The organism is Brevibacterium ihuae (assembly GCF_900184225.1).
GTDB classification, from domain to species: Bacteria; Actinomycetota; Actinomycetes; order Actinomycetales; family Brevibacteriaceae; genus Brevibacterium; species Brevibacterium ihuae.
In genome coordinates this window covers 735835-749144 of the sequence record NZ_FXWZ01000002.1, presented here as the reverse complement: position 1 = coordinate 749144, position 13310 = coordinate 735835, and the positions used below count along the sequence as shown (strand labels likewise).

Genomic DNA, 13310 nt, shown 5'->3' with positions numbered 1-13310 from the left:
ACGGCCACGGCGCTGTGATCCCGGACCCGGAAGACGACGGTCCCGCCGTCGGTGTCGACGGCGGGACCGGGGTGCGAGCGTGCTCGGGCCTCGAGCCGATCAGCGCAGACGGTTGAAGTCGCGCGACTTCGGATCGCGCGGCTGGCGGCCCGAGGAGTTCTTCCCCGTGCCCGCGGCCGGCTTCTGCTGCCCGCCGGAATTCTGCTTCGCGGACGACCCGGCTGCTGCGGAGCCCGCGCCCGAGGTGCCCGCTGGCGTGCGCGCACCGGGTGCCGGAGTCGCGTCGCCCGACTTCGGACCGGCGCCGGTCGCCTGACCGGAGCCGACCTGGGTCGCATCTCCGCTCTTCGGCGCATCTCCGGCCTTCGGCGACCCTGCGTCCTTCGCCGCGGCACCGGCCTTCTGCCCGGCGCCGGACTTCCCGTCGCCGGACTGCGGCGGGGTCCCGGCGGAGCCGGTGCCTGCGGCGGAGTCGTCGGCCGGATTGCGCACGACCTCGGCGTCCTCGATCTCCGAGTCCGCGGAGAGATCCTCGAGCTCGGAGCCCGAGGCGATCTTCTCCGTCGGGAGTGCGGCGGCGGCCTCCTGGTCGGAGCGGTCCTCGGTGAGATCGACGCCGTCGAACAGCCCGGGAGCGGCGAACATCGAGCGGAGCTGCTGGAGCTGCGCGGTGATCGTGCGGCGCTGCTTGGTGAGCAGGTCGACCTGCGACTGGGCGCTCGACACGTTGCGCTTGGCCTCGGCCGCGGATTCCTCGATCGTCGCCTCGGCGGTCGCGCGGGACTCCGCGATGAGCTCCTGGGCGCGCTTGCGTCCGTCGGCGATGATCCGGTCGGCCTTCTCGACGGCCTCCTTGCGGGTCTGCTCGGCCCGCTCGGCCGCCTCCTTCGCCTCGGCGTCGGCCTTCTTCGCACGCTCCTGCGCCTCGGCGATGAGCTTCCTGTTCTCCGCGGCCGAGGTGTCGAAGCGCTCCTTCTCCGCCTTCTCGGCCTGCTGGCGCTTGTTGGCGAGCTCGACGTCGAGGGCGTCCGCGGCCTTCTTCGACTTCTCCTGCTCGGCGCGCGCCCGGGCGAGGATCTCGTCGGCCTCGGTCTTGGCCGCGGCACGGATGTCCGCGGCCTCCTTCTCCGCGTCGGCCTTGAGGGCGGCGATCTCGCGCTTGACGGTCTCGTGCGATTCGTCGGACTGCGCCTTCGCGGTGTCGCCGAGCTGGGCGGCCTCGCGCTCGGCGGTGGCCCTGAGCTCCTGGGCGCGGGATTCGGCGGCCTTGATCGTCTCCTCGGCGCGGAGCTCGGCCGAGGCGGAGATCGAGTCGGCCTCGGCGCGGGCCTTGTTGAGCACGTCGTTGCTCTCGGTGTGCATACGGGCGCGCTGGCTCGCGGCGTCCGCACGCGCCTTGTTGCGGATCGTCTCGGCATCCGCGGTCGCCTGGGCGAGGGTCTCGCGCGCCTGCGACTCCGCGATCTTGAGGAGGTGGTCGATCCGGGTCCCGGGAGGGCCGGCGGCCTCGGCGCTGTCGTTCGCCGCCTTCTTGAGCTGCTGCTTGGCCTCGGAGAGCTCACCGGCGATCTGGAGCTTCGCGCGGTCCGCGGTGATGACCTGGCTGCGAGCGTCGGCCAATGCCTTGCGCAGCGAATCGATCTCGGTCTGCAGCTGCCCGATCCGGGCATCGACCTCATTCTTCTCGTATCCGCGCATGGCGGTGCGGAATTCTTCCGGAGGCGTCACGTTCTCGACTCCTATCCTCGTCTACCGGGTGCTCTTCAGCCTGTGGCTCCACTCTACTGAGGATTCCTTGGTATGGCCTCCGAGACCGGGTCCGGAAACGGCATGGGAGGGCCGGACGCGGGCCGCGGCCGCACACGCGATGGAATAGTCGGGCGCCCTCCGGCGTTGTTCGAAGCAGAAGCACACCACTGTGCACCCACGGGTGCGGGCAGGTGTGCTGACACCTGATATCGACGAATGCGAGGAGACACCATGGGCTACACCCTTCCCGGACTCACCGAAGCCGAAGGCGAGAAGGTCAGCGGCATCCTGCAGGAGCGCCTCGACGCGATGAACGCCCTCCACCTCATCCTCAAGCACGCTCACTGGAACGTCGTCGGACCCTCCTTCATCGGCGTCCACGAAATGCTCGACCCGCAGGTCGAGCTCGTCCGCGGCTTCGCCGACGAGATCGCCGAGCGCATCGCCGCTCTGGGCAGTCAGCCGATCGGCGTGCCCGGACGGATCGCCTGGGACCGACCCGGAATGACCTACGAGACCGACCGGGCCGGCACCCAGCAGCACATCGCGGCACTCGACGCGGTCTACACCGAGGTCAACGCGGCCCACCGCGAGGCCGTCGCCGCAACCGCCGACATCGATCCGATGAGCGAGGATCTGCTCACCGCCCAGACCCGCGAGCTCGAGCAGTTCCAGTGGTTCCTCCGGGCGCACCTCGAGGATGCCTCGGGCTCGCTCAAGGGCTGACGCGCACGCACCGTGCGGAGCCCGACGGGGCACATGAGATCACGACGCGGGGACGGGGGAGACCTCGTCCCCGCGTCGTCGTCCCCGGGTTGTGTCCGCCGTCACGTCCTCGACTAGGCTGGATCGCGCAGGCGAGGGCGCCGACCGCACCGGCGGTCGACCCGAGCAGCGGCGGAGGCGACCTCCGCCGCCCCACCCACCGTTCCCGGACCGCCCGGCGCGAGGCCGTCGGCGGACGCTCAAGGAGGAGAACATGACCGAAGCAGTCATCGTCGGAGGATCCCGCACCCCGCTCGGGCGGATGTCCGGGGCACTCGGCTCGCTCAGCGCGGTCGACCTCGGTGCCGAGGCCATCGCCGGGGCCCTCGACCGGGCCGGGGTGGCGCCGGACGCGGTCGACTACGTCATCATGGGCCAGGTGCTCCAGGCTGGCTGCGGCCAGGGGCCAGCCCGGCAGGCCGCCGCGAAGGCGGGGATCCCCATGAGCACGCCGGCGATCACCATCAACAAGCTCTGCCTGTCGGGGATCAACGCGATCACCCAGGCGGCCATGCTCGTGCGCGCCGGGGAGTACGACGTCGTCGTTGCCGGAGGCCAGGAGTCGATGACGAACGCCCCGCATATGCTCGAGAAGTCGCGTGCCGGGTACAAGTACGGCACGGTCGCCGTGCGCGACCACATGGACTACGACGGTCTGTGGGACGCCTTCACCGATGAGGCGATGGGCGGACTCACTGAGTCAGCGAACGCCGGTGACGCGGAGTTCACCCGCGAGGAGCAGGACGCCTACGCCGCGCAGTCCCACCAGCGGGCGGCCGCCGCCTGGGAGGACGGACGGTTCGCCGACGAGGTCACCCCGGTGACCATCAGCGGGCGCAAGGGCGACACCGTGGTGGAGAAGGATGAGGGCGTCCGTCCGGACACCACCGCCGAATCGCTCGGTCGCCTCCGCCCCGCGTTCCGCAAGGACGGCACGATCACCGCCGGCTCGGCCTCGCAGATCTCCGACGGCGCCGCGGCCGTGGTCGTCACCTCCCGCGAGAAGGCCGAGGAGCTCGGGCTCCCGATCCTCGCGGTGATCCGCTCCCATGCGTGGACCGCCGGACCGGACTCGAGCCTGCAGCACCAGCCGTCCCAGGCGATCAAGGCCGCCGCGGAGCGGGAGGGCATGAGCCCGGCCGACTTCGACCTCTACGAGATCAACGAGGCGTTCGCCGCGGTGAGCCTCGCGAGCATGAAGGATCTCGGCATCGACGACGCCAAGGTCAACGTCAACGGCGGAGCGGTGGCGCTCGGCCACCCGATCGGCGCCTCCGGTGCGCGCATCGCCCTCCACCTCGCGCTCGAGCTCCGGCGGCGCGGCGGCGGGAAGGGCGTCGCCGCGCTGTGCGGCGGCGGCGGCCAGGGCGATGCCCTCGTGCTCGAGGTCCCCGCGTCCTGACACCACTCCGGCGCCGCGCATCCCGCGGCGCCGGTGCCGTATCCGCACTGCAGAAGGGAAACGCCATGCTCCTCGCATTCTCCGTCGCACCGTCGGGAGGGGACGACCCGAGCGGTTCCGTCCACGATGCCGTGGCCGCCGCCGTCGAGGTCGTCCGCAGGTCCGGTCTGCCCAACCGGACCGACTCGATGTTCACAAGGATCGTCGATCTAGGACATGGGTCTTTCATCCGGCCCGCAGGAATCTGAGGAGGGAACCGTCATGTTGCTTGCATTCTCCGTTGCCCCGTCCGGAACCGGCCGCGACGATGGATCAGTCCACGATGCTGTCGCTGCCGCAGTGAAGGTCGTCCGCGACTCCGGTTTGCCCAATAGGACGTCGAGCATGTTCACCGAGGTTGAAGGTACCTGGGACGAGGTCTTCGGCGTGGTGAAGCGTGCTACAGAGGCCGTTGAGCCATTCGGCTCGCGGGTCTCTCTCGTCATCAAGGCTGACATTCGTCCGGGCTACGAGGGCGAGCTGGATGCCAAGGTCGAACGGCTCGAACAGGCGATCTCGGAGTCGGATGAGTAGTAGCTGCTCCCGCAGCCGTCCGAGACGGTGATCCTCAACTGGACGTGCTCTCGATGCGATGGGCCTCCTCGTCCCTCGTGACGAGGGGGCCCTGCCTTTTCCTCCGATACCACGCCGAGCACAGCCCCCGGGAGACGCCAGTGGTTGCTCCGATCTCGCGGATGGACTGGCCCCGTTCCCGACGAGCGAGGATGACAGTGCGCTTGTCGTCGTCGATCACCCGCGGCCGGCCGCCGTCCTTGCCAGCTGCGAGACGTGATCGCGGCCGGCAAAGCGACCACTTCCTGGATCTTCTCCCACGAAATCTTGCTGGACCAAGCCGCCGATGCCTACACGAACTTCGACGCCAGGTCCAAGGCTTGGATCAAGGTCCTCATCAAGCCCGGCATGTCACGGGCCTTGGACGTTGATCGAGGCTGGCGTGGTCGGAGGTCGCACCTTGACGTCCTTCCCGAGCATCCGCACGGATCTGCGCAGCGCCGGTGCGGAGGTCGCCGACCAGGATGTCGTGGTCGACGGGAACCTGATCACCAGCCGCTCACCCGACGACCTGCCTGCGTTCTGCGATACGATCGTGGCGGAACTGGCGAGCAATTCGACCCAGGGAGAGGTGGCGTCATGAGCGTGACGAAGGGACTGCTTGTCAGGCTGGAGGCACTGCCCGGCAAGGAAGACGAGGTCCAGGAGTTTCTCGGCATCGGGCGAGGGCTCGTCGAGGAGGAACCGGCCACCATCGCGTGGTTCGCGATCCGTCTCGGCCCGTCCTCGTTCGGAATCTTCGACGTGTTCCCCGATGACGCCGGCCGCGACGCGCACCTGTCCGGTGCAGTCGCTGCCGCTCTCGGGGAGCAGACCGGCAAACTGTTCAGCGATCCGACGATCGAGAAGCTCGACGTCCTGGGCTCCAAACTCCCCGCCTGACACCACAGAACGGGAGTACTGGCCCAGAAAGGAAGGGTCGCCGCGCGCGGTGACGTCGGGCTGGCACAGCCCGCTGACGTCGTGGCAGCGCCGCCTTCTCTTACGGCCTATCGTTAATCACCAACAGATCGGGGAACCGCGATGACAGGAACTGACGACGGCGTTGCCACGACGCGTTCACCCGAGGTAGCAGTCATCGGGGGCGGGATCGTCGGTCTGTCGACGGCGTACGCGCTGCGGGAGCAGGGCGTGCCGGTGCGCTTGTACGAGGCTGGTCTGCCCGGGACAGGTCAGTCCGCAGGCGAGTCTCGGATCTTCCGGCATGCCCGCGACGACCCGCGACTCGTTGCTTTCGCGCGCGAAAGCCGGGGCGTATGGGATGAGTGGGCCGAACACTTCGACGTCGAGCTGGTCTCATCAGACGGTGTCGTCGCGATCGGCGACAGCGCCCTGGCACGGTTGCGTGTGCTCAACCAGGTCGGCGGCGTGGAAGCGCGCGAGATCGACGCGGCCGAGGTCGCCCAGCGGATGCCGCTGCTCGCTGGGTACTCGGGGCCGGCGGTGCTCGACGAGTCGGGCGGCGCGATCCGCACTCGCGCCGCGATCACGGCACTCACGGGTGCCCTGGCAGATGCGGTCACCACCGGTGAGGTCATCTCTATCGATCCCCGCGCCGACGGGACAGTCGAGGTGCGCAGTGTCACCGACCGGGCTGTCTACTCCAAGGTGGTCGTGTGCGCCGGCCGCGAAACCGCCCGCCTGGCGCGCAGCGTCGGTCTGTCGCTGCCGGTTCGCCTTGCCGCACACGTCCGGCTGACCTTTGACGTGAAAGCCGCCGCCCCGGCACGAGTCGCGTGCCTGCAGGACAGTAGCGGCGTCTTCGGCGAAGTCGGCGTCTACGCGACGCCGCTACCGGGCAACAGCAGCTATTCGGTCGGGCTCAGCGACACCGTCGGCGTCCGCGACGACGGAACTTTCATCGACCCGGCGGCGATTCGATCGCTGGACGAACGCGCACGTGATTACGTGACACGGGCGCTGCCCGGTCTCCACCCAGAGCCGCGCGACTTCCTTCACTGCTGGGTGACCGACCTCCCGTGGAGTGAGGACGGCGTGGCCGTGTGGGAGGCAGGCTCTGTCTTTTTTGTGGCCGGTCACAATTTGTTCAAGCAGGCACCTGCGCTGGGTCGCGCTCTTGCCCGGGCTGCGACCGGCGGCGGTCTCCGCGCCGAGCTCACGCCCGAAGCGCGCCTCGGCGAGGCCCAGGGCTAGGGCGTGTCCCCCGATCGCGGGGGGGTGACCCGCGATTCTGGCCGGCAAGCTGTCGAGTGTGTCGCTGTGCGATGTTCAGCTCGCACAGCGACACACTCGTCACATTGGGGTCACGTTGGTGGCTGCCTGCAGTGCGGCGGCAAGGTAGCCCGCGGAAGCACCGACGCCCTTGTCCGCGACGTAGGCGGGCGTACCAGCTGCAACCACGGTCCCGCCGGCTTCGCCCGCGCCGGGTTCACGATCGATCACGTGATCGGCCACCGCGACAACGCGCATGTCCAGCTCCGCGGCGACGACAGTGTTGCCCGCATCGAGCAGCGGTTCGTCCTGGCTAGGGTTCCTCGCAGCGGCGGTCGAACAACGACCACCTACACCACGATCGAGGGCGAATGGGACGAGGTGTTCGCCGTCGTCAAGGAGGCGACCGCGGCAGTCGGCGCCTTCGGCTCGCGCGTCTCGCTCGTCATCAAGGCCGATATCCGGCCCGGCTACACCGGCGAGCTCACCGGCAAGCTCGACCGCCTCGAGAAGGCGCTGGACGAGCGCGCCGGCTGACGCCGCAGCGACCCCCCTCCGGGGCGGCATCGGACCACGGTCCGGTGCCGCCCCGATCTCGTCATCGATCTCGTCGCTCCCGCGTCGTTACCGCGTCCCCGCCGCGGCTCACGCGCTGTTCACCTCCCGTTGACCTCGGCGGGCTAGGCTCCCTCACCGGAGGTCATGCCCATGTCAGATCCAGTGCGGTCCATCGAGACCCTCATCGCCGACGTCGACCGGCTGCGGAGTCTCGCGCTCGAGGCCGAGTCCCGCCACGCCGAGCTCATCGCCCGTGTCCGCGACCGGCACCGCGATTCGGCGCGCAATCTCGTCCACTACGTCGCGCTGCGCTCGGAGGAGATCCGGGACCTGCAGTACCGACTTGGGGAGGTCGGGGTGTCCACGCTCGGCCGGATGGAGTCCGGGGTGCTCGGGCACCTCGACGTCGTGCTCACCGCCCTGCGTGCGCAGCTCGGCGAGGAGGCGACGGAACCTGCGGGTCTGACCCCGCGTGCCGGCCGCGCGATCCTCGAGCGCGACACCGATCGGCTGCTCGGCCCGGCGCCGGTGGACCGGGACACGCGCATCATGGTGACGATGCCGAGCGCGGCTGCGGGGGATCCCGACCTCGTGTCCGCGATGACCGCCGCCGGGATGGATCTCGCCCGCATCAACTGCGCGCACGACGACGAAGCCGCCTGGGAGTCGATGATCGCAGCGATCCGCGCGCGGCCCGCTGCGGGCCGGACGGCGCCGCCCCTCGTCGCGACGGACCTCGCCGGGCCCAAGCTCCGGACCGGTCCGCTGCAGGCTGGTCCGCCGGTGGTCAAGATCAAGCCCGAGCGCGATGCCTCCGGCCGGGTGACCGCGCGCTCGCTCGTCTGGCTCGGCACCGCCGACGCCGAGGCCGCGCGGGGGATCGAGGGCGCCCTCGACGCCGAGGAGCTGCCGCTCGCCGGGGAGTCGGCCGCGGTCCGCGCAGTTCTCGCGGAGCTCGACGAGGGCGACGGACTCCGGATCACCGATGCGCGGGACTCGAACCGCACCCTCCGGGTCGAGGCGCGCGGCGCCGCGGGGGTCCTCGTCTCCGCAGACCGGACGATCTACTGGATCACCGGCACCGCTGTGCGCTCCGGGGATTCCAGCCTCGTCATCGGGGAACTGCCCGGGGTCGAGCAGAGCATGCGGGTCCACCTCGGCGAGGACATCGTGCTCACCCGGTCGATGGAGCCCCGGCCGGCGGTCGCCGAGCCGCCGTACGTCATCGGCTGCTCCCTGCCCGAGGTGTTCGACGCGGCGGGAGTGGGCGATGCGGTGTGGATCGACGACGGGAGGATCGGCGGGGTCGTCACCGTCTGCGGTCCGGACGAACTCACCCTGCGGGTGACGAGCGCCGGTCCGCGCGGCGCGAAGCTCAAGTCGGAGAAGGGGATCAACCTGCCCGACACCGACATCCCGGTCCCGGCGCTCACCGCGGCCGATCGCTCCCACATCCGGTTCGTCGCCGCGCACGCCGACATGGTGAACATGTCGTTCGTCCGCTCCGCCGACGACGTCGCCCAGCTCATCGACGCGCTCGCCGAGCAGCAGGCGGAGAACGTCGACATCACCCTGAAGATCGAGACGGTCGCCGCCTTCGAGCAGCTGCCGCGGATGCTCCTCGAGGCGATGCGCTGGCAGGACGTCGGCGTGATGATCGCGCGCGGCGACCTCGCGGTCGAGGCGGGCTTCGAGCGGATGGCCGAGCTCCAGGAGGAGATCCTGTGGCTGTGCGAGGCCGCCCATGTCCCGGTCATCTGGGCGACCCAGGTGCTCGAGAGCCTCGCCAAGTCGGGTCTGCCCTCGCGTGCTGAGATCACCGATGCCGCGATGGCGCAGCGTGCCGAGTGCGTCATGCTCAACAAGGGCCCCTACATCGAGGAGGCGATCGCCGCGCTGTCGGACATCCTCGCCCGGATGAGCGGACACACGAGCAAGAAGCGGGACATGCTCCGCAGGCTGCGGTCCTGGTCGCTGTGACGGCCGGCGGTCGGCGGTCCGCTGGGGCCGGCCGTGTAGTACCCTGAGTGCGCCGCGTCGAGCGGCGCCGGCCCCCATAGCTCAATGGATAGAGCAACGGCCTTCTAATCCGTAGGTTGCAGGTTCGAGTCCTGCTGGGGGCACTTCACCAGCACCAACGTCCGATCGGCCGAGTCCCGCTGGTCGGATGACACGCTGACGACACGCTTCCGACCAGCGGGTCGAGCCATCGCCGTATCGCACCGGACGAGTGTGGGCCCGTGGATTCTCCATTGAATTCACGGGCCCACGGTCGTCTGCTCCCGCCGGCGTGCTGCCGCTCCCGTCTCCGGGGGAGGCCGCCCGTCTCAGAGGCGGACGACCCGTCTCAGGCGAGGTAGGGGCTGGCGGGCTTGCCCCAGTAGGCCAGACGCTCGCTCATCGCCAGGGCGATCCCGGCGAGGACCGCGAGCAGGGCGAAGGCCTGGACGAAGAAGGCGACATCGACGAAGAGGACGCTGACCCCTCCGAAGACGACGAGGAGCAGGGCGAGGAAGGACAGGGCCGCGGCGGCCTGGAAGAAACGAGATCCCGTCATTGGAATCGTCTCCTTTCGTTCGGTGATCGAACTCTACGTCGGGAGCCGCGGAATGCACCTGGGAGAACACTGTGAGAATGTGATCTGCGCCACATCGCCGGTGCGCGGCGGCGTGCGCGTCCGGTGCGCCAATCGCGCGCGCGGTCGGCGTGGTGAGTGGAGGGTGACCCCGAAAACCGACAGAGTGGAGGGGTGACTACCCGATCGAACTCCCACGCCCTCGCGCCCGGAGTGGCGCCGGCGCTCGGCGACCTGGTCAGACGGGTCCGCGAAGCGCGGTTCCCCCTCCGGACCGCGGACGCGGACGCCGGTCGTGCGCTCCAGCGGGACATCGACGACCAGCTCACCGACTACCTGCTCCCGCGGGTGTCGGACACCGACGCCCCCCTGCTCGTCGTCGTCGGCGGGTCCACCGGGTCCGGCAAGTCGACCTTGGTGAACTCGATCGTCGGGAGAGCGGTGTCGACCCCGGGCGTGCTGCGTCCGACGACGCGCTGGCCGGTGCTCGTGCACAACCCCGAGGACAGCGAGTACTTCACCTCCGACCGCATCCTCCCGGCGCTCCAGCGCGTGGTCCGCCCGGAGACCGACCTCGAGGCGCCGCAGGTCCGCCTCGTCGCCGACGAGAACATCCCGCGCGGCCTCGCGCTCCTCGATTCCCCGGACATCGATTCGGTGATGGAATCCAACCGCGCCCTCGCCCGGCAGCTCCTCGCCGCCGCTGACCTCTGGCTCTTCGTCACGACCGCCGCCCGCTACGCCGACGCGGTGCCCTGGGAGCTGCTCCGGACCTCGGTGGAGCGCGGCACGACTGTCGCCATGGTGCTCGATCGCGTGCCGCCGCAGGCCAACCGCGAGGTCCGCCACCACCTCTCCGGACTGCTGTCCGAGAGCGGTCTGGGCTCCGCGCCGATCTTCACCATCCCCGAGCTCGAGCTCGTCGACGGGCTGCTGCCCGACGCCGCGGTGTTCCCCGTCCGCTCGTGGGTCCTCAACCTCGGGATGAATGCCGCCGCCCGCGAGCGCGTCATCTCCCGCACGCTCACCGGTGCGCTCGCCGCCGTGCCCGCCAAGGTGCGCGAGCTCGCCGGGATCGTCTCCGGTCAGGAGGACGCGCACCAGCGGCTCGTCACCGCGGTCGACGAGGAGTTCGAGCGGAGCGCCGCCGAGCTCTCCGACTCGCTCGCCGACGGCAGCGTGCTGCGCGGTGAGGTCCTCGCGCGGTGGCAGGACTTCGTCGGCACCGGGCAGTTCTTCCGCGGGCTCGAGCCCACGGTCGCCCGGGTGCGCGACCGGATCACCGCTGCCGTGACCGGCAAGCGCGACGCGGCGGAGCCCCTCGAGCAGGCGATCGAGAGCAGCGTGGCCCTGCTCATCCGCGAGCAGACGGTGCGTGCGGTGTCCGAGACCGCGGTGCGGTGGCAGTCGACCCCGGAGGGTCGCGCGGTCGTCGACGCCCGCCCGGACCTCGCCCGGCTGCCCCGCGAGTTCGACGGCGAGGTCGGTCGGATGATCGCCGACTGGTCGTCCGGGGTCAACGATCTCGTGCGCGAGGTCGGCCAGAGCAAGCGTGCGAAGGCGCGGATCCTGTCGTTCGGGGTCAACGGCGTCGGTGCGGTCCTCATGCTCGTGGTCTTCGCCGGGACGGGCGGGCTCACCGGGGCCGAGGCCGGGATCGCCGGCGGCACCGCCGTGGTCGCCGGCAAGCTGCTCGACACGATCTTCGGGGACCAGGTGACCCGCGACCTCGCCCGGACCGCACGCGAGCAGCTCGTCGAACGGGCGCATGCCGTGCTCGAGAAGCACCGGGCCCCGTTCGACCGCGCTCTCGCCGAGACCGAGGTGCCGCCTCGGCAGGCCGGCGTGCTGCGCGGCGCCGGGGACCGATTGGAGGAGACCCTGTGAGTCAGCAGACGCACGACACCATCGGCCGGCTCGCCGCCGGTATCCGTCGCGCCCTCGACCTCGAGGAGGGGCGGCTGTCCGCCGACACGCTGTCACGGGCCGGAGAGCTGCTCGAGAAGACCGACGCCCGGATGGACCTCGGCGAGGACTTCACGGTCGTCGCCTTCGCGGGGTCGACCGGTTCGGGGAAGTCGTCCCTGTTCAATGCCGTGGCCGGGCTCGAGATCGCCCGCGTCGGCGTGCGGCGGCCCACGACCTCGCTGCCCACCGCGTGCGTGTGGGGCGAGGGCGGCGAAGAGCTCCTCGCCTGGCTCGGCGTACCCGTGGACAACCGGACCTGGCGCGAGAGCGCGCTCGACGGCGACGACGAGGAGTCGCTCCACGGGCTCGTCCTCCTCGATCTCCCCGACCACGATTCGACGGCGGCCGAGCACCGGACCGAGTCCGATCGCCTGGTCGGGCTCGTCGATGTGGTGTTCTGGGTCGTCGACCCGCAGAAGTACGCGGACTTCTCGCTCCACTCCCATTACCTCTCCCAGTTCGCCGAGCACGCGACCACCATGGTCGTCGTGCTCAACCAGATCGACACGCTCGGCCCCGCCGAGCGCGAAGCCTGCCGGGACCATCTCAGCCAGCTCCTCGCCCAGGACGGGCTCGACGGGGTGCGGGTGCAGCTCGCCTCCGCCGTCACCCGGGAGGGAGTGCCCGGCCTGCGCGAGACCCTCACCGACACCGTCTCGGCGAAGAACGCGGCCTCGGAGCGGCTGCTCGCCGACATGCGCTCGCTTGCGGCGCAGATGCGCGAGGAGCTCGGTGAGCCGCTCACCGATCCCACCCGTCTGCCGGGTGCGGACCGACTCGTCGAGGCGATGGTCGACGCCGCCGGCGTCACCGCGGTCTCCCAGACGGTGCGCGACGACTACCTGCGCCGCTCCTACCGGAAGACCGGCTATCCGCCGCTCGCCCTCGCCCAGCGCGGTCAGGCCGACCCGCTCGGCGCCAAGCACGGCGGCGACCGCGACGATCTCGTCCGGGCTGCCGTTCCGGAGACCACGCGGACGCAGAGCGCCCGGGTCAATCTCGCCGCGCACGAGCTCGTGGCGGAGGCGGTGCGGTCGCTGCCGCTCCAGTGGCGCCACGCGGTGTCCCACGCGGAGAAGCAGAGCACCGCGGAGCTCACCTATACCCTCGACTCCGCGGTGACCGCCGTCGACATCGAACGCCGGAGCCCGGGGTGGTGGAACGTGGCCGGCTTCTTCCAGATCCTCTTCTTCGTCGCGACCGTCGTCGGCGGACTGTGGCTCGTCGCCCAGGGCCTGCTGGCCCTGTTCGCCGGCCTCGTCGTCGATGCGTCTCCGTGGCTGTGGATCGTTCCGGGTGCGCTGCTCGTCGTCGGCATCGTGGGCTCGATCATCACCTCGGTCACCGCCGCCTCCGCCCGTGCACGCGGTGCACAGGAGGCCGGCGACGAGGTGGAGGCGCGTCTGCGGGAGGCCGTCGGCCAGGCCGCCGCGGGCTCCTATCTCGAACCGATCACCGCGATCCTCAGCGAGCACAAGGCGGTCTACGACGGCCTGCGCTGATCGCCGC

13 protein-coding genes, 1 tRNA gene and 1 pseudogene are annotated in these 13310 nt (G+C 70.5%); 12 read left to right on the top strand and 3 right to left on the bottom strand.

Annotated features, from left to right (window positions below):
- Positions 1-99: 99 nt before the first annotated feature.
- Positions 100-1698 (bottom strand): coiled-coil domain-containing protein, encoded by a 1599-nt coding sequence (locus C1A17_RS03480; RefSeq protein WP_245873402.1) that lies wholly within the window; start codon positions 1696-1698, stop codon positions 100-102.
- 282 nt (positions 1699-1980) lie between these two features.
- Between C1A17_RS03480 and C1A17_RS03475 the strand changes: the two genes are divergently transcribed.
- From C1A17_RS03475 to C1A17_RS03440, 7 genes and pseudogenes are all read left to right on the top strand, one after another.
- Complete coding sequence (locus tag C1A17_RS03475; RefSeq protein ID WP_101650740.1) at positions 1981-2475, top strand: Dps family protein; 495 nt, start codon at positions 1981-1983, stop codon at positions 2473-2475.
- A gap of 253 nt (positions 2476-2728) precedes the next feature.
- Entirely contained in the window at positions 2729-3916 is a 1188-nt protein-coding gene (locus tag C1A17_RS03470) for an acetyl-CoA C-acetyltransferase (RefSeq protein WP_101650738.1), read from the top strand.
- Between the two features lie 65 nt (positions 3917-3981).
- Positions 3982-4164 carry a thiamine-binding protein gene (locus C1A17_RS03465; RefSeq protein WP_101650736.1) on the top strand — a complete coding sequence of 61 codons (183 nt, stop codon included), beginning with the start codon at positions 3982-3984 and terminating at the stop codon, positions 4162-4164.
- A gap of 13 nt (positions 4165-4177) precedes the next feature.
- Positions 4178-4489, top strand: coding sequence for a thiamine-binding protein (locus C1A17_RS03460; RefSeq protein WP_101650730.1), 312 nt, complete (start codon positions 4178-4180; stop codon positions 4487-4489).
- A 388-nt stretch (positions 4490-4877) separates the two neighbouring features.
- Positions 4878-5111 (top strand): annotated as a pseudogene (locus tag C1A17_RS03450) (DJ-1/PfpI family protein); the annotation flags it as partial.
- Positions 5108-5410: a putative quinol monooxygenase gene (locus tag C1A17_RS03445; protein ID WP_101650726.1), complete on the top strand. Its 303-nt coding sequence runs from the start codon at positions 5108-5110 to the stop codon at positions 5408-5410. The pseudogene C1A17_RS03450 and the gene C1A17_RS03445, both read left to right, overlap by 4 nt.
- A 141-nt stretch (positions 5411-5551) precedes the next feature.
- Positions 5552-6682 (top strand): NAD(P)/FAD-dependent oxidoreductase, encoded by a 1131-nt coding sequence (locus C1A17_RS03440; RefSeq protein WP_101650725.1) that lies wholly within the window; start codon positions 5552-5554, stop codon positions 6680-6682.
- Between the two features lie 99 nt (positions 6683-6781).
- Here C1A17_RS03440 and C1A17_RS03435 read toward each other — a convergent pair whose 3' ends face one another.
- The gene (locus C1A17_RS03435) at positions 6782-6958 is read right to left on the bottom strand and encodes a hypothetical protein (RefSeq protein WP_425427265.1); all 177 of its coding nucleotides are present in this window, start codon (positions 6956-6958) and stop codon (positions 6782-6784) included.
- A 33-nt stretch (positions 6959-6991) separates the two neighbouring features.
- Between C1A17_RS03435 and C1A17_RS03430 the strand changes: the two genes are divergently transcribed.
- The 3 genes from C1A17_RS03430 to C1A17_RS03420 all read left to right on the top strand — a co-directional run bounded on the left by C1A17_RS03430 (position 6992) and on the right by C1A17_RS03420 (position 9381).
- Positions 6992-7237: a thiamine-binding protein gene (locus C1A17_RS03430; RefSeq protein WP_245873479.1), complete on the top strand. Its 246-nt coding sequence runs from the start codon at positions 6992-6994 to the stop codon at positions 7235-7237.
- Between the two features lie 171 nt (positions 7238-7408).
- Entirely contained in the window at positions 7409-9238 is a 1830-nt protein-coding gene (locus C1A17_RS03425) for a pyruvate kinase (protein WP_101650722.1), read from the top strand.
- A 70-nt stretch (positions 9239-9308) separates the two neighbouring features.
- A tRNA-Arg gene (locus C1A17_RS03420) sits at positions 9309-9381 on the top strand.
- A 224-nt stretch (positions 9382-9605) separates the two neighbouring features.
- On the opposite strand, the gene C1A17_RS03415 is transcribed toward C1A17_RS03420, so the two are convergent.
- Positions 9606-9815, bottom strand: a complete 210-nt coding sequence (locus C1A17_RS03415; RefSeq protein ID WP_101650720.1) for a hypothetical protein — start codon at positions 9813-9815, stop codon at positions 9606-9608.
- Positions 9816-10007: 192 nt separating this feature from the next.
- Between C1A17_RS03415 and C1A17_RS03410 the strand changes: the two genes are divergently transcribed.
- Complete coding sequence (locus C1A17_RS03410) at positions 10008-11720, top strand: dynamin family protein (RefSeq protein WP_245873400.1); 1713 nt, start codon at positions 10008-10010, stop codon at positions 11718-11720.
- Positions 11717-13303, top strand: a complete 1587-nt coding sequence (locus tag C1A17_RS03405) for a GTPase (RefSeq protein ID WP_101650716.1) — start codon at positions 11717-11719, stop codon at positions 13301-13303. The genes C1A17_RS03410 and C1A17_RS03405 overlap by 4 nt, the downstream gene beginning before the upstream one ends.
- Positions 13304-13310 lie beyond the last annotated feature (7 nt).

What these genes read in the sequence shown, in the direction of transcription:
- C1A17_RS03440 (WP_101650725.1), top strand. Translation starts at nt 5,552, where the DNA reads ATGACAGGAACTGACGACGGCGTTGCCACGACGCGTTCACCCGAGGTA.
- C1A17_RS03415 (WP_101650720.1), bottom strand. Translation starts at nt 9,815, where the DNA reads ATGACGGGATCTCGTTTCTTCCAGGCCGCCGCGGCCCTGTCCTTCCTC.
- C1A17_RS03465 (WP_101650736.1), top strand. Translation starts at nt 3,982, where the DNA reads ATGCTCCTCGCATTCTCCGTCGCACCGTCGGGAGGGGACGACCCGAGC.
- C1A17_RS03445 (WP_101650726.1), top strand. Translation starts at nt 5,108, where the DNA reads ATGAGCGTGACGAAGGGACTGCTTGTCAGGCTGGAGGCACTGCCCGGC.
- C1A17_RS03470 (WP_101650738.1), top strand. Translation starts at nt 2,729, where the DNA reads ATGACCGAAGCAGTCATCGTCGGAGGATCCCGCACCCCGCTCGGGCGG.
- C1A17_RS03480 (WP_245873402.1), bottom strand. Translation starts at nt 1,698, where the DNA reads ATGCGCGGATACGAGAAGAATGAGGTCGATGCCCGGATCGGGCAGCTG.
- C1A17_RS03460 (WP_101650730.1), top strand. Translation starts at nt 4,178, where the DNA reads ATGTTGCTTGCATTCTCCGTTGCCCCGTCCGGAACCGGCCGCGACGAT.
- C1A17_RS03475 (WP_101650740.1), top strand. Translation starts at nt 1,981, where the DNA reads ATGGGCTACACCCTTCCCGGACTCACCGAAGCCGAAGGCGAGAAGGTC.
- C1A17_RS03435 (WP_425427265.1), bottom strand. Translation starts at nt 6,958, where the DNA reads ATGCGCGTTGTCGCGGTGGCCGATCACGTGATCGATCGTGAACCCGGC.
- C1A17_RS03425 (WP_101650722.1), top strand. Translation starts at nt 7,409, where the DNA reads ATGTCAGATCCAGTGCGGTCCATCGAGACCCTCATCGCCGACGTCGAC.